Annotated in this window: 15 protein-coding genes and 3 pseudogenes; 9 read left to right on the top strand and 9 right to left on the bottom strand. The window is 65.6% G+C overall.

Annotated elements, in window-relative coordinates:
• The first annotated feature begins 310 nt into the window (after positions 1-310).
• From FB471_RS06525 to FB471_RS35840, 3 genes and pseudogenes are all read left to right on the top strand, one after another.
• Positions 311-1,363: a hypothetical protein gene (locus tag FB471_RS06525; protein WP_141996453.1), complete on the top strand. Its 1,053-nt coding sequence runs from the start codon at positions 311-313 to the stop codon at positions 1,361-1,363.
• Positions 1,363-2,221, top strand: a pseudogene (locus tag FB471_RS06520) (FAD binding domain-containing protein). The gene FB471_RS06525 and the pseudogene FB471_RS06520 overlap by 1 nt, the downstream one beginning before the upstream one ends.
• A 426-nt stretch (positions 2,222-2,647) precedes the next feature.
• Positions 2,648-2,751 (top strand): annotated as a pseudogene (locus tag FB471_RS35840) (integrase catalytic domain-containing protein); the annotation flags it as partial.
• A 343-nt stretch (positions 2,752-3,094) separates the two neighbouring features.
• Here FB471_RS35840 and FB471_RS34910 read toward each other — a convergent pair.
• Positions 3,095-3,412, bottom strand: a complete 318-nt coding sequence (locus tag FB471_RS34910; protein WP_246076266.1) for a hypothetical protein — start codon at positions 3,410-3,412, stop codon at positions 3,095-3,097.
• Positions 3,413-3,851: 439 nt separating this feature from the next.
• Between FB471_RS34910 and FB471_RS06510 the strand changes: the two genes are divergently transcribed.
• On the top strand, positions 3,852-5,354 hold the full coding sequence (locus tag FB471_RS06510) for a condensation domain-containing protein (protein ID WP_342779489.1): 1,503 nt from the start codon (positions 3,852-3,854) through the stop codon (positions 5,352-5,354).
• Positions 5,355-5,573: 219 nt separating this feature from the next.
• Here the strand turns inward: FB471_RS06510 and FB471_RS06505 are convergent, their stop codons facing one another.
• Entirely contained in the window at positions 5,574-6,161 is a 588-nt protein-coding gene (locus tag FB471_RS06505; protein WP_141996451.1) for a hypothetical protein, read from the bottom strand.
• A 401-nt stretch (positions 6,162-6,562) separates the two neighbouring features.
• Here FB471_RS06505 and FB471_RS34475 point away from each other — a divergent pair, with 401 nt between their 5' ends.
• Positions 6,563-6,787: a hypothetical protein gene (locus FB471_RS34475; protein WP_211357962.1), complete on the top strand. Its 225-nt coding sequence runs from the start codon at positions 6,563-6,565 to the stop codon at positions 6,785-6,787.
• Here the strand turns inward: FB471_RS34475 and FB471_RS06495 are convergent.
• The 3 genes and pseudogenes from FB471_RS06495 to FB471_RS35835 form a co-directional block, all read right to left on the bottom strand.
• Positions 6,784-7,680 (bottom strand): AMP-binding protein, encoded by an 897-nt coding sequence (locus FB471_RS06495; RefSeq protein WP_141996450.1) that lies wholly within the window; start codon positions 7,678-7,680, stop codon positions 6,784-6,786. The genes FB471_RS34475 and FB471_RS06495 overlap by 4 nt on opposite strands.
• A 36-nt stretch (positions 7,681-7,716) precedes the next feature.
• Positions 7,717-7,992 (bottom strand): hypothetical protein, encoded by a 276-nt coding sequence (locus tag FB471_RS06490; protein ID WP_170220727.1) that lies wholly within the window; start codon positions 7,990-7,992, stop codon positions 7,717-7,719.
• A gap of 410 nt (positions 7,993-8,402) precedes the next feature.
• Positions 8,403-8,708 (bottom strand): annotated as a pseudogene (locus FB471_RS35835) (transposase); the annotation flags it as partial.
• Positions 8,709-9,265: 557 nt separating this feature from the next.
• On the opposite strand from FB471_RS35835, the gene FB471_RS06480 reads away from it, so the two are divergent.
• From FB471_RS06480 to FB471_RS06465, 4 genes are read left to right on the top strand one after another with little or no spacing between them, the layout of a single operon-like run.
• The gene (locus FB471_RS06480) at positions 9,266-10,066 is read left to right on the top strand and encodes a beta/alpha barrel domain-containing protein (protein WP_141996447.1); all 801 of its coding nucleotides are present in this window, start codon (positions 9,266-9,268) and stop codon (positions 10,064-10,066) included.
• Positions 10,063-10,326, top strand: coding sequence for a transposase (locus tag FB471_RS34470; RefSeq protein ID WP_246076265.1), 264 nt, complete (start codon positions 10,063-10,065; stop codon positions 10,324-10,326). Before FB471_RS06480 ends, FB471_RS34470 begins: the two co-directional genes overlap by 4 nt.
• Positions 10,326-11,234, top strand: coding sequence for an IS3 family transposase (locus tag FB471_RS06470; protein WP_141995943.1), 909 nt, complete (start codon positions 10,326-10,328; stop codon positions 11,232-11,234). The genes FB471_RS34470 and FB471_RS06470 overlap by 1 nt, the downstream gene beginning before the upstream one ends.
• Before the next feature lie 31 nt (positions 11,235-11,265).
• Positions 11,266-11,733, top strand: a complete 468-nt coding sequence (locus FB471_RS06465; RefSeq protein ID WP_141996446.1) for a hypothetical protein — start codon at positions 11,266-11,268, stop codon at positions 11,731-11,733.
• 16 nt (positions 11,734-11,749) lie between these two features.
• Here FB471_RS06465 and FB471_RS06460 read toward each other — a convergent pair whose 3' ends face one another.
• The 4 genes from FB471_RS06460 to FB471_RS06445 all read right to left on the bottom strand — a co-directional run bounded on the left by FB471_RS06460 (position 11,750) and on the right by FB471_RS06445 (position 17,389).
• Positions 11,750-13,144 (bottom strand): EVE domain-containing protein, encoded by a 1,395-nt coding sequence (locus tag FB471_RS06460; protein ID WP_141996445.1) that lies wholly within the window; start codon positions 13,142-13,144, stop codon positions 11,750-11,752.
• Positions 13,145-13,244: 100 nt separating this feature from the next.
• The gene (locus FB471_RS06455) at positions 13,245-15,116 is read right to left on the bottom strand and encodes a DUF2075 domain-containing protein (RefSeq protein ID WP_246076264.1); all 1,872 of its coding nucleotides are present in this window, start codon (positions 15,114-15,116) and stop codon (positions 13,245-13,247) included.
• Between the two features lie 190 nt (positions 15,117-15,306).
• Entirely contained in the window at positions 15,307-15,657 is a 351-nt protein-coding gene (locus FB471_RS06450) for a nucleotide pyrophosphohydrolase (protein WP_141996444.1), read from the bottom strand.
• A 10-nt stretch (positions 15,658-15,667) separates the two neighbouring features.
• Positions 15,668-17,389, bottom strand: coding sequence for a DNA/RNA helicase domain-containing protein (locus FB471_RS06445; protein WP_170220726.1), 1,722 nt, complete (start codon positions 17,387-17,389; stop codon positions 15,668-15,670).
• Positions 17,390-17,605 lie beyond the last annotated feature (216 nt).

Raw genomic sequence — 17,605 nt, 5'->3', positions numbered from 1 at the left:
TCGTGCAGCGCTGCGGCGGCTGATATCTAACACCGCGGCCAGGGCGATCAGCTCAATATCGCTGATCCGAGGACCAGTCTCAGAACACACCCGCCACGCCGACAACGTCCCTTGGAGCCACTCAATCTAGAGGGGAACACGTGATCGACAGCTCGCGAACCGCAGAGGGCCTCGCCGCGACGGCGGGCACGAGTCGGAGGAACGCCACATGAGGCCGAATAAGCTGCGCCTTGAGGCCAGCTATGTGTGGCGACATTCGTCGTCGCCAGCCGTTCGTTGGGCCCACGTTATCCACAACTGGGTCAAACCGATGCCTGAGGTCAGGGTCGACCGCCAACTCGATGGTGCCGGAGAAATCCTCAGGTACGAAGGCCTGGCATCCGGTGTCTGCAAGCCGAACATCGGCTCCTGGCCAGCGGAGTCGTCCTCCATGGACGCCGCCATCACGATGCACACCGTAACGGGGTGGTCCGACGCGCAGCGGCACATGACGGGGAATTTCCTCTCGCTAGTCATGCCGTTCCGCCTCAGCTGGTTGGCCGACCGGATCGATTCGCCTGACACGGTCATGCGGTCGCTCTCGCGCCGAGAGCGACGGACAGTCAAGTCCGCCCTGCAGAAGCGTGGCTACAAGCTGATTGCCACGACCGACGATGCCGCCTTCGAGGACTTCTATACCCAGGTGTACCTCCCGACAATGCGAGACCGGCACGGCGAGCAAGCGAAGGGCGAGACAGAGGAGACGGCGAGGGAGTGCATGTTCCGGCGCCGCGGCGTACTACTACTCATGCGTGACCCTAACCTGGGTACGGTGGGTGGCGCGCTGTGCCGATACGGTGACCGCGGGCAAAGCCTGGTTATGCGACTGGTCGGCGTGCGGAACGCCGACCCTGACCTATACCGCGACGGTTCATTCAAAGCGCTGTGGATACTCGTCTTGCAATGGGCCAGCTCGCAGGGTTTTCGCTCGGTCGACCTCAAAGGCACAGAACCTTTCGTCTCCAACGGGAACTTCCAATGGAAGAGGCGTATCGGTGCGAGAGTCGGCCCTTTGCGCAATTTCATGTCGGGACACCGGATCGTCTTCACGGTGAACTCGGACGGACCGGGGGTTAGGTCGTTCCTCGTGGCGCATCCCCTTGTGGAGATCACTGATGCGGGTGCGCTCGGCGCAGTCTGTTTCCACGACCGCAACGCACCGCCCCAATCGCCCGGCTACTATGCGGCACGGGGGATCTCCACAATCCGATACCTGGACCTGGAGACGATGCGGTGGTCCTCGGCCGAACCGCTCGCATGCTCTCGAAGGACTGTCCGCGTGCAGACCGACGGGTGCGAGGGTGAGTTTAGAAGCGAACATTGATGATGCCGCTCCAGTTCGGCTACATCGCACCGGAGTCCGTGGGTGACGCTCTCGCTGCCCTGGCGGCTGCTGGTGACGACGGCAAGGTTCTGGCGGGTGGGCAGAGTTTGCTCCCTGGTCTCCGGATGCGGCTCAACTCGCCCAAAAAGGGTAATCGACATCGGCCATATCGAGACGCTACGGTCGATTACCGAGGATGGTGCACACATCGTCATCGGTGCGATGGCGACTCACGACACGGTGCTGGGCAGTGACCTGGTTTGCCAGCACGCGCTGCTGCTGCGCGCCGCCGTTGCTGAGGTCGCCGACCTACAGGTGCGGCACCGGGGAACGGTCGGCGGTGCGCTCGTGCACGCCGACCCCGCAAGCGACGTGGGCGCCGCCGTGCTCGCACTCGAGGCCGAGTTGGTGATCGCCAGCGTTGGAGGTGCAACCCAAACAGTGGCTGCGAAAGACTTTTTCGTCGACGGCTTCGAGACAGCTGTGCAGGGCGGAGAACTACTAACCCAAATCCGAGTTCCGAAGCACACGAGGTGGGGCGCACTACGAGAAGTTCGTCCGGTAGCGCACCAGTGGGCGATCGTCGCTGTTGCCGCCACCGTGCAGATCGACGGAGGCGGCACTATCGTCCAGGCGAAGGTCGGCTTGACCAACATGGGATCCATCCCGCTGCGAGCCATTCCCGTTGAGCGGGCGCTCGTGGGTCAGCCGGTAGCAGATGAGGCAGTGCGCGCCGCAGCGGCGTCGGCGGCCCACGGCACCAACCCGCGATCGGACCTCAACGGTAATGCCGAGTACCGCAAACACCTCGTGACTGTGCTGACCCGTCGGGCGGTGCTCATGGCGGCAGGAGCGTGACCAGATGGACATACATCAGGGACTGTGGCGGACCAAGTACCCTTCCTAGCTCAGCCCACCCCGTCACTTGGCCAGGATCCTGGCCAAGTACGAGGAACTGGGCAAGGCCGATAGGTGTGCCCTGCTACGACGGGAACGGTCGTACACGTCGCTGATCTCAGCGTGGCGAGACCAGCGGGACAAGGGTGCATTGGCCGCGTTGGCGAAGCCGGCCGGGCGGCCGGGCGGCCGCAAGCCGATCCGAAGGATCGGGAAAACGCCCGGATGCGTGCGGGAGCGAGTCCACGTCATGATCGATGAGGCGATCACCGAACTGACACTGTTGGTCGGCACCCGCGAGGCATGTCAGGCGACCGGGCGGCCGCAGGCCAATCAGTGTCCATGGGACATGACCAAGCTGCACTTACCCAGCCAAGTGGACCTAACTACTACCTGTACGTAATCATCGACATTTCAGCCGGTACGTCGTGGGTTGGCTGATCACCAATCGCGAGTCCGCGGCGCTGGCGGAGAAGCTGCTGCCTGAAACACCGAGCACTACCACTCCGGCATCGGCTGGCACCATCCCATAGATGTCCACTATGGATGAGCCGAAACGGTACGGGAAGCCCGCGCCGACGTGCTGACCACCGCCCACACGCGCAACCCTGAACGATTCGTACGCAACATCCTGAACCACCTGCCTGACCCGAAGCAGCCTGGATCAACAAACCGGACGAACAGGAACCACCGGTTGACGCAATGAATCCCGGACCAGCTTGCCTAAAAATCTTGACACGCACCGGCACGCCAACCGCGGGTGGAAGATACAACTTGCCGATCGGGAGACAGCGGCGTAACAGTTTGCATAAGTCCAGGGACGGTGACCAGCGTTTACGGTATGGCGGATGTCACGTTGGCTGGAAGTCCTGAGTCAGGCTGAACGTGAAATAGTCGAACCGTCGGCCGTCCTTCTCCAAGTGGCTGCGAACAGGGCAGCGCGATCAGCTTGGCCTCGGCCTCGCCAGTAACCGGCGAGGGCACCGGCGGATGCTCGCACTTACTGCGCGAGATCGCGGCCCACACATCACCGCCGGTCTCGGCGAACCGCTTGGCGACCAGCCGTAGTGTCTCGGCCGAGACACCGACCCGCGCCGAGATCACTTCCTGCGAATCGACCTCACCCACCGAGCTGTCCAACGCGAGCAGCACCCGCGCCCGCCTGATCACCGAGGCCAGATGAACCCCGTCGTGGTCACCGAACCAACACGTCACGATCGACTGCGGTCAACACGACCGCCGCTCATCTGCGAAGACATGCCAACACGCCCGTCAGGCAGAGGGAAGGGAGATCTGCCGACCCAAACCTCCCAACAAACGCCCCAGAACTAACCAACGACACGCTATTAGTATCCAACGGGCGTGCCCGCACTTTGGGTTTGAAGAACGACGTGCCAGCGCGATGGCCAACTATTAGGGTGCACACTGGAGCAGCTGTACGCCCCATAGAAGTCAGGCATGCGACCCGCAGCAGCTAACTCGTCCCTCCGATGGTGTAGGTCGCCGGATGTGACAAGACTGGTCGTAGGCCGTACGGGGTCTTTGGTTCTGGACGATTTCGGCTTTGAGCCCTCTGTCGTGCCGCTTCGAGGTGACTGGACACCGACTTCGGGAAAGTGACCCGGGACGCCATTGGTGCTCCGGGCAAGACGAGAAACGAGAAGGCGTGACCAAATCAGAACTCGAGAGTCACCGATGGGCCCATCTAGCGAGCACTCACCGAGGGTTCGCCTTCAAGGGACCTCGAGACCCGCAAGGCCGGATCGAGGAGCAGCCCTGGGGGAACGCTTATGAGCTCTGCATCGTAAGCGGTCCCGTCGACATCGTCCGATTCGCGCGTGCCGTGCGCAAAGTCGTCCGCCGACAGCTCGCGTTCCGTGGGCGATTCGCTCGCCGGAATGGGGAGGACGTCTTCGCGACCGCGGAAGGCCCGCTCCTGAAGCTGAGAACGCTTCGCCGAGGCAGCGTCTCGGGTGGCTCGGCCGATGAAGCCTCTGTATGGGTCCATAAGACACTTGCACGCTGTGCCGGCAAACCCTTCCGCCTCCAACACGACCCGCTGACCCGGGTTGTGTTGGCCGAGGACGCCGACGACCGCTGGCGGATGCTCATCGTGCAGGACCACAGCATCAGCGACGGATGGACCCTCAAGTTGCTCACCAATGCAGTCATGCAGGAATATCGGCGGGACTCGTCGGTGGTGTCGTCGGACCGAAGGCTCGAGCCATGCGGGTACGACAGCTCATACTTCGACTGGTACGAGGGTCCGGGGCAGATCGAGCGGGAGCCCGCCGAGGCTGCGAGGAAGACGTGGCAGGCGATTGCCGACGACACTAGCCTTCTGGCCGCTCGACCCGTGATTCCCGGCGGGCGCTGGGTCCCGAGGGCGAACCGCCTCCAAGACCGGCTATTTCTGTACCGGTTCACGGCGGACGAGGAGCACCGGCTCAAGGTGAGGGCCGAGTGGCTCGGATGTGGCTTGGCCGATCTTCTCCTCACGAGCGTGCAACTGGCGATGCTCGCGATCACCCGCGTTTGCCCTCCGATCAGCTATATTTACAGTGGACGGCGCGCCCCTAGCGTGTGGCGAGTCATGGGGCTGTTCTGCGAGGAGATGCTGACTGTTCCATTGCCGGCGAGCGACTGCGATCCGCTCGACCAGTGGATGAGACGATTCCTGGGCCGGAACCACCCACGGCCGAGCCTCGGTAACCTCAGCGTGTTCGACATCCACTCAGCACGGTCCGAGGAGAATCTTGTTACCCACTTCAATTTCCTCCCCCTGCGTCGCACCATCCAGACGGACACCGGTGTTCGTCTGGATCCCGCGACGCGGGAGGAGTATGAGGCCCTCACGACCCCGCCGCTCTCTAACAGGTTTGGGATCGCAGTAAAGGTGTGGGATTCGGCCGAGCGCGCGATGGAGCTGAGCGTGAGCGTAGATCATCGGATATGTCCGCGACCGGACCGTGCGGCGCTCGCGATGCTGTACGGAGCGCTGGTGGACGGGGAAACTCGCATCTCGATGTCGGAGGCGATCGAGACCGTGCGCTCCCTGTGGAGCGGAACGATGTCGGCGCGAAAGACAGTCTGATATCCAGTCCAGGTGCCACTTCTTATGTCGGCAGGGCAACCGCGCGACTCCAACAGCGACTCGGTATCCCCGCATGGTCACGATGCGTCACCGGACCAGATGTTATGCGCCGGGGTAGGACGGCCGTGACATAGCTGGTTGCGTTCCCGGTCTCAGTGACTTCGCGGCCACGCGCAGCGGCATCCACTCACGCCGAAGAGCGTGCGTTCATTCGGTGTGTTACGACGGTCTCGTGGGGGCGATCTCCAGCCGTTCGGTCACGGTGCCGGTGATCTGCTGGCGTTGGGTGATGGCGTGGTCGAGTTGTTTGGCCAGGCGCGGGATGGTGGTCGAGGCCAGGTAGATTTCGGCGCCGGCATCGAGCATGCGGCGTATCGGACCGTGGTAGTTGACCCCGAGGTCTTGGTCCTCGATCTCGGCGATGATGACGCGGGCGTTCGGGAACATCGACCGGAGTCCTCCGATCAATTGCGGGCTGGCTGGCGGCGCTAGTAGCACCTCGGCTGTCGCCGGGGCCGCGTGCAGGTCTAGCACGATGTAGTCCGCGCCGAGCTCGGCGGACAGCGACGTGCGCACCGACGCCGACAGTTTCATCGCGGTGGCCACGACGGTCACATTGTCGTAGTCCAACGGTGGTGGTTCGTCTGGCGAGCCAGGCCCGATGGTGGCCCCGTCGAGTGCGCCGCATGTGCTGGAGATCGCCGCGACCGGGTGGCCGTCCCGCGTGATCACCAGGTCCTCGCCGGGCACGAGGGCGTCGATGAGTTCCACCACGTCTGCGGGCAGGCGTGTTATGTCGATCCGCATGGTGCTCGATCTTCCCACGCTTCCCGCACGACGGTCCGACACCCGCGCTCTTACCGCATAGCGTATGAGCGGCAACACGAGACGAGACAACGGCCCTCGGCCCGTGCCTGAGCGGCGACCTGTCTTGAGCCAGAGAGTTCGCCCGGCCCAGGCCGAAGCCGAAGAGGAAGGTGAGGCCGACGACGATGCCCATGATTACGGTGACGGCTTGCACGACGACCGACCCGTCCGAATGTGGTCGGCTTGACGGTACGGCCGTGGGATGGGTCATCAGAGGTCACCGGCTTCGGTGCGTGGGCGTCCTTGGGGTCGCGCATGACTACGCCGCGTTCAAGGAGGCGTGCACGTACGGTGTCTGCGGTGACTTCCATGCGGTCGCCGATGCGGGCGAGTGACCAGCCTTGGCGGTAGAGGCGCTCGGCATCCTTGATCTGGTCGTCGGTAAGGCCGCGACGCCTCATGGGTACGTCGTGGAGGTGGAGGATGGCGCTAACCGTGCGCCGGTCGACCTCGAACGCCTCGGCGAGTTGGTACACGGTCGAGCCGGACCTGTAGTTGGCGATCAGTTGCTGGGTCTGGTTGTGGTCGAGCCGACAACGACGGCTACTCGTGGTGGTTTCTTCTAACTCTGTGTAGCAGCAGGTGGGTGGCTGTATGGTGAGCTGTGGTCCGTCGACGAGGAGCAGAGTTCGGGTTGTGCCACGTTAGGTCCACCGATGTTGAGTTGCCGATCCGCGCGGTCAACGAACACCAGCTGGCCATCCAGTCGCCGGAACGCCAGGTCGCCGGTCCGGTAGAGCCGACGCATTCGGCCGTCGACAATCACCGGCTGGAACGCCGCCGCGGTGGCCTCGGGGAGGCCAGCGTAGCGGGCGGCCAGCCCTACACCACCCAGGTAGAGCTCGCCGACCTGGCCATCTGGAACAGGCAGGCGTCTATCGTCGAGCAGGAAGTCGTCGACGCCGTCCACCGGACGGCCGATCGGTGTCGGGCTCTCCAGCGGTGCTCGCGGGCAGACATGCGTCTCAATGGTCGCCTCAGCGGGCCCGTAGGCGTTCGCGACCTGGTGACGCTTGATCCAGAAGGCATGCCGAGTCGCATCGAGGCGTTCTCCGCCGAGGACAATCAGACGTAGCGCTGGCAGGTCGACTTGCGGCAGCGCGGCGAGCATCGTCGGGGTGCACGACATGACGGTGATGTCGTGCTCGGCCAGCCAGCGCGCCAATGCTGGGCCCGGAGTTCGGCACGAGCCCGCCGGGATGGCCAACTGCGCACCCGCGGCGAACGCGAGCAACGTCTCCCACAAGATGACATCAACCGACGGCGCTGCGAGCTGAGCGATCTTGTCCGCCGGGCCGATTTCGTATATCGCCCGCAGGCTCGCGATGCGATGAGCCAACCCGTCATGTTCCAGGACCACCGGCTTCGGAACCCCGGACGTGCCGGACGTGTGCAGTACACATGCCGCAGACGGAGGCCCGCCCGGCGAGACCTCAACGTCATCGTGGACCGCGGCCATCTCGCTCGGCAGTACGACACGTTCGAGGTGCTCCGGCTACATTCCCGCTTCATCCGCTGTCGCGGTCAGGACGTAGTCGGCCGAAGAAGCGATCTGCCGCAACCGGTTCGCCGGGTGTTCCATATTGGACAGGATGGGCACTGCGTGGGCGCACCATATGCCCAACAACCCTACGGTCCACCGCCAACCTGGCGGCTCGCCCAGAACGACGTATCCGCCAACCGGACATTCCGCGGTCTGCAGTGCATGAGCAACCGCGCCCGCATGCTCCAGGCCGCACTGGCCCGATGCGTTGATCAGGTGGTCGGTCACGTGCAGGCGGTTTCTGAACCCCTGTACTTACTGTCTTGAGGATGGCTGTGAGCGGTTCGGTGGCCACGGCGGCTTCGTGTTCACACGCGGGCGGACGACCACCACGAGGGCCGCGGCGTTTGCGGTGCCCGGCCTGATCGGCAGGTTCGGGATCACGGGGTGATGCCGCGATCACGCAGGTGTCCGTGGATTGCCCGGAGGAGTAGGCTTGTCACCGCGGATGCTGGCCGGCCGAGTGCGGACCCGGCCACACCCAGCCCGAGGGGCCTGGCGATGCCGCGTCAGGCGCAGAAACACCGGCGCATCGCTGGCCTGCCCCAGACCGACCAGAGCCACTAACGGTCGACCGTTCCCGTCGATGAGGTGGTGCACTTTTGTGGCAAAACGCCGCGGGAACGGCGACCGCGTGATCAGGCGGCTCCCTCAGCAGATCCGTGTAGTTCGACCCATCCCCTGCGAGGCGAGTGGTATTGGTGGCGTGCTGATGCGCACGGGCGATCGTGGAATCCACCGAGACCGGCCCAGCCGATCTGCCCAGCCACATCCGCAGCGGTCAGCGGACGTTGCAGCACCGCGTCCCACCTGCCGTCACCAACCATCCGGCGATGCCATGCCCAGATCGTCTGCCACGGACCGAACACCTCCGGCGCAGCCCGCCACGCGATCCCGTAGCGGTATCGGTAGATGATCCCTTCCGCCATCGCTCTCGCATCGGAGAACGGACGACTGCGGCTGGCTGTGGCGGAGGTGCGGTTGTGTGATCCCGGGAGCCATCCGGGCCTTGGTCAAGGCCGTGTCCAATGAGTGCAGGCCCAGCGTGCCGCCGCGAGGGCCGCACTGGGCGGCGCTCTGGCGCGACCTGCTCGACACGGCGGAGGATCGATTCGCCCGGTGACGTCGAGCCTGCGCTCTACAGTGCCGATCCGGGCAAAATGCAGAGATTGCGCGAAAATTGTCCCTGGAGTCGGCTTATCAGGTTGAGGAGAGGGGCCTGGATGTAATCACCCAGAAGGTAGTCCGGTGCCGGAGGGGCGATTGCAGAGTAACCGCATGCCTGCGAATCGCGATTGACACCGACTGACGCGTGACGCGGGGCATGGCTGCGGCGCGTTTGTCTACGCTAGGTAGGTAGCTAGGGTCCTGCCGTGGTAGAGCACCCACATGAGTCCCCTTCGTGCGCTACGTGACCGGCCTGTGGGCCGTTCGCGCGATGTCGCTTGGCGTTGGTGTGCCGACCTGTGACATGTGACCTGCTGTGATTCACGGTGAAAGGATGGATCGGTCGCTGGAGCAGCTCGCCGGGCGGTTGCTGGTTCAGTGTTCGCTGTCGACGGCGGACGCTGTCGGGGAGATCGCCGATGAGTATGGCGCCGGCATCGTGCTGACCGGATCTTCGCCGGAAAGCACCGTCCGCAGGCTTCGTGATCAGGGGTTCAGCGGTCCGATTCTGTGCGATGCCAACCGGTACTCCGGCAGACGCCGGGTCAGCGCGGGCAGTGGTACCCATCCCGCCTGGTGTCGACGTCAACGCGAGCTCGATCTGCTTCCGCTCACCGACTCCGGCTATCTTGCCCCGCGCAATGTGGCGGGGCTGCGCGCGATCTTACGTGCGGCGGCGCGGGAGCCCGCTCCTGTCGTGGCGGTGCTTCCTATGGCTGCGCGGTGGTTTGCCACAGCGGCGGTCTGCGACGCTCTGGTGCGCGAGATCAACCATTACGGCGTGCCGGTGGCGCTCGTTCTCGAACACGCTAGCGATCCGTTCGGTGTCCAGTATCTGGTCCGCGGCGTTCTGCGGCTGCTGGACAGTGCGCTGGTGCCCGTCCTGTTGCTGCGGTGCGATGTGTCGGCGGTCGGCGCGCTTTGCCACGGTGCGCACGCCGCTGCGGTCGGGGCGACGAGCACACTTCGTCATCTGTATCCCGTGGCGTCGGGTGGCCGGCACCTGAGGTTCACCCCGGGTAGTGGACACCGAGTTAGCAGGACCAGTCGTCCTGCTGAAAGGATGTCCTCATGCCTCCTCGCAAGCGCCGTTCGTACACGGCCGAGTACAAGGTCGAGGCTGCTCATCGCGTGATCGATTCCGGCCGGACGATCGCTGAGGTTTCCCGCGAGCTGGGTATCGACGCGGGCATGTTGAGTGTCTGGGTCAAAGACGAACGTCGACGGGTCACCGCGGCCGAGGTCCACGGAGACAAACCTCTGGAGGCCGCCGAGCGGGCCGAACTGTTGCGGTTGCGCGGACAGGTGGCCGAGCTGGAGAAGGACAACGCGTTCCTGGTAAAAGCTTCGGCGTACTTTGCCGCGATGCAGAAGAACCGGCCCGGTTCGCTCTGATGGCCAAGTACGCCGGCCCCGACAAGTTCGCTGACACCACCACTTCGCCGCCGAACACGCGGTTCTCAGTGCGGCGTATGGCGCGGCTGCTGGGCGTGTCGAGGGCGGGCTACTACGCGCATGTGAAACGTGTGGCGGCAACGGTGTTGACTCCGCGGCAGCAACGCCGAGCCGATCTCGAGGTGAAGATCACCCAGGCGCACAAGGACTCGAGCGGGATCTACGGGTCGCCGCGGATCACCGCCGAGCTGCGTGAGCAGGGCGAGGTGGTCACAGCGAAGACCGTCGCCAAGATCATGGCCTCGATCGGGCTTGAGGGCATCAGCCCGCGCACGTTCAAGGTGAAGACGACAGTGGTCGATCCGGCCGCGTCGTTCCCACCGGATCTGGTCGACCGGCACTTCGACCGGGACCGGCTCGACGCGGTCTGGCTGACCGACATCACGTACCTGACGTGTGGTCAGGGTGACATGTTCCTGTGCGCGATCCGGGACGGACAGTCCCGGAAAGTGTTGGGCTACAGCGTATCCGACCACATCGGCGCCGAGATGGTCACCGACGCCATCGATGCCGCCGTGGGCACCCGTGGCGGCAGATGCCGTGGCACGATCCTGCATTCCGACCGTGGCGGCGAGTACACCGCGCACCTGACAGCGACGGCGTGCTTCCGGCACGGCCTGCGCCGGTCGATGGGCGCGACCGGAATCTGCTGGGACAACAGCCCAGCGGAGTCGTTCTGGTCGACGTTCAAACACGAGCACTACTACCGGCACGCCTACGCCACGAAGACAGAACTCGTTGCCGCGATTGACAAATGGATCAGCTTCTACAACAGTACGCGGCGGCACTCCGCGATCGGGATGCTCAGCCCCGACAACTTCGAGCAGGCACTCCGAACGGCGGCCTGACCCCCTCGTAAGCCCCTGTCCACCATTCGGGGTGAACCTCAACCCGTCGCCGGGGCCGTCGGCCTTCGTGACACGTCTGCTCAGCCATCACCGGCTCGAGACCTGCGAACGTGTCTTTGCCAGCACACCCGACATCGGCCACTTCTGGACCTGCCGCTGTCCGGTTTGTGATGGAGCCACCCCCGGCCGGCTCGGGGCGATGGACGACCCGGTGGATGCCGCGTCGCGGCACTCCCTGCATGCACTGCTCGCGCTGCACGCGGAGTTTTTCGGTGACGTGCGCACGCGGGACCAGCTCATCAGCGCTTGGCACGAAGCGTGCAGTCACGCTCTGTATGTGCACGATCAGGTCGCGGAGGCGGTGGGGCGCTGGACCAGACCGGCCAACCTCCGGAGCTGGTACGCGGTTACGGAGGACCCGCTGCCGTACCGGAGCGGTATCCCGACGCAGCCCGCACAACGGGCACCGCGCCCTGCCCGCCGCCGGTCCAAGCGATGAGCCACTGTGTGCCGCCTCAGCTGTCTCGAGGTGCCGTCCGGCCATCCCGGGATATGACGGTGACGTCGTGAGCGTGGAGCACTTCGGCGACGCTCGCTGACGGTGGCACGGGGAGGAGCACCGCCAGTTCGGCATCGGGCTTGATGTGGTGCTGGTAGTCCAGCAGCTGGCCGAGCGCCAGGCGGACATCGGAGCGCTCGTTGGACGCTTTGGCCTCGATGAGCGTGTTCGTCTCGGGGTCGAATAGGTCGCATACGAGCCGTTCGCCGGAGGGAAGCAGCGCGCTGAGGCAACGCAGTTCCCGTCCCAGGGTGTCGGTGTACCACTTCACCAGCTTCGCTTCGCGGAAGTCGACCACGCGAGGACCGGACTGGCCGTTTGCGGTCGTGCGCTCGGGGACATCGCCCACGGGGCGCGACGTCACCACGGTCTCCGACGGCGCCACGCGCTCCTTGCGCCCCCGCACGCCTGCCGTCCTTGTGATCGTTTCCCACTGCTCGGGTGTCAGCGGGATCGGGTTGGGCGAGCCCGGCATGCGCATGACCAGTGCATCGGCGAACACCGGGTCGCCGGCCAATGCTCGCTTGGTGAGCGGTTCATCGAATATGAAGCGGTCGAAGCGAAGGTCGACCACATGCCGCCGCTTCGGGCGCTCGGCCCAGTGGTCGTCGAACTCTTGAGTAACGTATGGCTCCGAAGCTAGAGCGCCTAACGCGTAGATGCCCGCGGCGGAACCAGACACCCATAGCGCGAAGGGGTCACCCACTCGCAGATCCTCGAGGTGTCTGGCGACCGTCCAGGTGTTCAGCGACGTCGTCCGCTCCTCCCACCAGGACCAGACGTCCCACGTCTTGGGGTTGCAGTGGAGCAACCAATAGCGGGGCTGGCGACCCTGTGTGCTCGTGATCAATTCTCGAACTACGGCGTACTTTTCCGTCGGCACGAGGGTCAGGCTGCGCAACGTTGCCGTCATGCCCAGCGGGCCCAGTACCTGAGCGGCAGGGATCGGTGACTCGAACTCGCGGACATCGCCGAGGGCCATGACGTGCTCCCACGTGCTGCCATCCTCGTCCGTTCCCCACACTGACTCCGCGAGTGTCGGGTTGTAGAACAGGTGGAGGATGGTGGCCTCGGCGAAGAACGCCTTGTCCGCGTAGAACAGCACCCGGTCGCCGACCTTGCGGTCGCGGAGCGCGACGGCCTTGGCGTTGCTCTTGTTCGCGGCTGGCGTTGAGCCCCACAGCCTGGCGATCCCGTCGGGATAGAGGTCGGTGAGCGCGGCTCGATCGTTGCCGAGTGCGGCAGAGTGGTCGGACAACTGCACCCCCTGCCGGACTGACACCCTGAAGTTCCGCGGCCCGTTGTGCTCGGGGCCCCCGCGTGGCTGCAACACGAGCTGGGGTTCGTTCATCGTGGGGAGTGGAGGAGGACGGAACGACAACGGACTGCGTAATAAGCCACCGGGGAGCCGCGCTCCTTTCGTGTTCGCTCCTGCAACAATGCCGCAGACATCAGGTGCGCACGCCGTCGACCAGTTCGTGGAACTTGGCTTGGGTTTCGGGGTCGGTGGAGTACAGGACAGTTCCGGCCATGCCGCGGGTCAAGAGCACCTTGTAGGTGTGTTTGATCAGGCGGTCGAACTCGTGGGGTTTGGCGCGGGCGACGATGGTGTCCTTGCTCGCTGTGGGGACCGCAACCCACTTGTCGGTGCGCCATACCAGGTCGGGGCCGAAGATGACGCCGTTCCAGTCGTATTCGAAGCCTTGTGCGGTGTAGATGCAGCCGACCTGGCCGAAGCCGGCCGGGTCGGTGGCCCACAGTTGTGCCGGTGGTGCGCCGTTGACACCGCGGTCGCCTTTGACGTTCCAGGGACGTTTCCAGCTTCCGATGACGACGTCGTTGACGAGACCGGTGTGGGGGTTGGCGTCGCTCCAGGGCCAGCAGAAGCCGGCGGTGATGCGGGCGCCGAATCCGTTGCCGAGCTTGGTGGCGAGCTGGGTCTCGAGGTCCTCGGGGCTGTTGGCGACGGCGAGGTCGAACCGGTCGTCGCCCTCCCACGGGACCGGGTTTCCTTCCGTGAGGCCGAGTAGGCGCAGGACCCACTGCTCGTAGGCGTGGCTGCCGCCGCAGCGGAACTGGCCGTTGAGGTCGACCGGGACGACCTGCCGACCTTTGTCGTGTGCGGTGGCCGTGATCTCCTCGACCGAGCCGAGTTCGCCGGGGCGCACCACCTGGTGGTCGTCGAGGAGGAAGACTGGGACGCGGGCGGCGTCGAGGAGTTCCTCGACCTGGGGTTTGCCGCTGCGTTTGGCCGCGGGGGTGAAGCGGTTGTTGGACGTTTCCCGGATGCGGTGTGCTTCGTCGCAGATCAGCACCTCGAGCCCGTTGCGCTTGGCGTGGGAGAAGCTGTTGAAGTACTGGAAGAGCTTCTGCACCCGGGTCACGCCCTTACCGGCGGTCTTGCGCAGGGTGGTGGTGAACGACTTCGACCCGGTCGCGTGGATCGCGCCGTGGCCGTTGCGGTACAGCTCGCCGAGCACGGCGAGCGCGATGACGCTCTTGCCCGAACCTGGACCACCGCTGACAACGACGACTTCCTTGTGGTCGGACTCGTGTGCGCGGCGAACGGCCCGGAGCACCGCGAGGTAGGCGACTTGCTGGTCGTCGAGGAGGACGAAGTTGCGTTGGCGTTTGATCTCGTCAGCGGCCACGTGCATGAGCTGGCGGCTCGGTGCGACCCTGCTGTGGGTGAGGTCCTCGGTGGCCTGGACACCCGGCTTGGGGGCCAGCCGCCTGCGCAGGAAGGAGCGGAACGCGGTGCGGCTCGATGCGGTGAACAGCTGCCCGTACGGCCTGGGTGGCAGCTCGGTCAGCGACGCCACGCCGGAGTCGTCCGCGTTGTGCAGGTAGGCGGCGCCGGCGACGTCGTCCGGGTGGTCGTGCAGGGTGCGGGTGAAGTCGGCGAGGTACTCGCAGTACTGCTCGACCTGGCACACCGGGTGCAGCAGGGGCCGTGTGGTGTGCGGCACGGTGCACAGCCGTGGCTCGTCCGGTTCGGCGGTGGCCTTCGTCCATTGCTTGAGCTCGACCACCACGTAGGACGACCTGCCGGTGTCGGGGTGGAGGCCGGCGAGGACCACGTCCGCGCGGAGGCTGGACAGGGGCAGCTGGTACTCGATGAGCATCTCGACCTCGCCCAGGCCGCACTCGTCAAGCTCGTGCGCGAGCGCCGGCAGGCTGGCTCGCCACGCCCCCTGCTCGGCTTCGGTAGGGCGATATCCGTACTTGACGGCGAACTGGGTGGTCAACTGGTCCACCAGGGCGTCGGCAGCGGCGAGCTGCAGGACACCGCGAACGGATCTGCTCAGCAGGAACGAGGGCACGTCGAAACTCCCATACAAGAGTGGCGTGTCCGCTTGCCGGGCAAGCGGAAGCCAGGCGGCTGTATGCGGTCACGGTAGCGGACCCTCCGCTTGGCACGGCGCCGACCCGCCGAGGCGGACCTTCCTGCCGCTGCCCAGTCGCCACCCTGCCCGCCTCCCGCGGCGGCCGAGCAGGCTGGTCAGGGGACGTTCACAGCTGGTCGTACTTCGCCGCGGACCCCCGCGCCAGGTCAACCGGGTACTTCGCCTCGTTGACCGTGATCTTGTCGGCCAGAGCCGACACGACATCGACCTGGAGCACGTCAGCCAGGCGCAGCAGGTAGGCCAGCACGTCCGCGATCTCGTGACGCACCCGTTCTGCGCTGCCCGGGTCGTCCATGACCCGGGCCGACTCCGCCGGGGTGAGCCACTGGAACAGCTCCGCCAGCTCCCCTACTTCCCCGGTCAGGGCCATGACCAGGTTCTTCGGGTTGTGGAACTGCTCCCAGTCCCGGACCTGCGCGAACGAGCGCAGACGCTCGACGAGCTCCTCGACCTCCATGCCACCCACCCTATGACTCGCCTGCCCGGGTAGGGATGAGGTGTTCGAGGTACCGCTGAGTGGCCGGGTCGGTCGAGTACACCCGGCAGCCGCGGGTGCCCCGGGTGAGCAGGACACGATAGATGTTGAACGCCAGGACCAGGTACTGCTCGGGCGTCACGCCCTCCATGGCCGGGTCCCAGCTGCGGTCGGGGCGGGCTTGCCACCGGTCGTTGCGCCGGACGAGGTCCGGGCCCAGGACGACGGCACTGTAGGGATACTCCAGGCCCTGTGCGGTGTAGATGCAGCCGACCTGCTCGTGGCCACCCGGATCGGTGGCCCAGGCCTGGCTGTGCGGGATGGCGACGTTGCCCTCGCGGTCGGGCTTCTCGAACTTCGAGTTCCACGGCAGGCGTAGCTCACGCTCGGCACCACTGGCACGGTCCTGCCACCTCAGCTCGACGTCGTCGAGCAGTTCGTCCTTTGCGGTGCCCTTGGTCCATGGCCAGCAGAACCCCGCGGAGATCCGCGCGGTCGTGCCGTCGCGAGTATGAGCGTCGACCCAGTTCTTCAGCGCTTGCGGGTCGGTGACAGTCGCGAAGTCGTACTCGTCATCTGTCCATGGCCGCGGGGATGGCCCTTGGGTCAGCAACGCGTCGACCCAGCCCAGATACCGTTGCGATCCAGCGCAGCGGAACTGGTTCACCAGGTTGATCGGGCTGACCGTGACCCCCTTGCCGCCGGCGAGCCGTTCGAGCGCATCAGAGGTGATGCCCTCGTTGGGCAGGATGATCTGCTTCTCGTCGAGGAAGAGCACCGCCAGCCGGGTGGCGTCGAGGATCTCCGGGATCTTGTGCACGGCATCGGCGATCCGCTGGGCCTCGTCGACGACCGGCACATGGCGCTCCTTCGGCTTCGCCTTGAGGTATCCCCGCACGGTGTGGAACAAGCCCTTGCCTGCCGGGCCCGCCGCGCGCTCCAGCTGCCAGCGCAGCGTTCCCGACGGGGTCAGATACCGTGCTGTGCAGGTGGTGCCGAGCTGTTCGGCGAGCTTCGGGATCGCGGCGAGGAGCCGGACGGCGATGACGGACTTGCCGGTCCCCGGACCGCCGGTCACCAGGATCAGATGCCGTCCGGGCGCGGACAACGCCGCCTTCAGCCTGCTGCGCAGCTCCAACAGCGCATCCTGCTGTTCGCCGACCAGGGTCATGCTCGAGTCGTTGTTCAGGACCCGCTCCAGTTCCGTGAACAGCGACAACGGTGGGATGTGCCGGGCCTCCCGCACCGCCTTGATCTGCTCGTCCGCCGGCCCGGCCAGGCCATCGGCGGCGAGGCCAGCGCGGACGGCCTCGGGGACGTCCAGCTCGGCGCGGCCGAGGACGGCGATCTCGTCGCTTCCGGTGGAACGCACGACCGAGCCGCGGAGGTCGGCCACCACGCTGGGCGACGCGTTGTGCAGCACAGCCACACCCCGCACCAGCAGGTCCAACTCCGCCCGCCGCACCCAGGTAGCCAGATACCACAGATAGCCGGCTACCTGCGCGCACGGGTGCGTGAGCAGTTCACCGCGAACCAGGACTCTCGACGGCTCAGCTTCCAGCAGTACGCAGTCGCTCCACTGCTTCAACTCCACAACCGTGGCCTGCAGCCCGCCGTCCGCGCGAGTGCCGAGGACAAGCGCGTCAACACGCTGACCTGTGCCGTGCAGTGAGAACTCCAGCCCCAGCCACAACTCGCCCAGCCCAGCCCGCATCATGGCACGCACGAGCACCGGCCAGCTGGCCCGCTCCCGATAGCCAGGATCCTCACCATGCAGCTCACGGAACCGACGAGCACACCCAGCTACGAACTCGTCGGCCGAGCCATCCAGTAGCTCGGCTGCCTCTCGGACCGAGCCGCCGAAGACATACACCTGGTTGTCTTAGCAGAGGCTGCCGACAACCCGTGGCCGACCGCAGGAGCAGGTACC

Origin of the sequence: Amycolatopsis cihanbeyliensis (assembly GCF_006715045.1) — a bacterium.
In the GTDB taxonomy this organism is placed as follows: domain Bacteria; phylum Actinomycetota; class Actinomycetes; order Mycobacteriales; family Pseudonocardiaceae; genus Amycolatopsis; species Amycolatopsis cihanbeyliensis.
The sequence above is the reverse complement of the archived record's forward strand: the minus strand, read 5'-3'. Positions and strand labels throughout refer to the sequence as shown.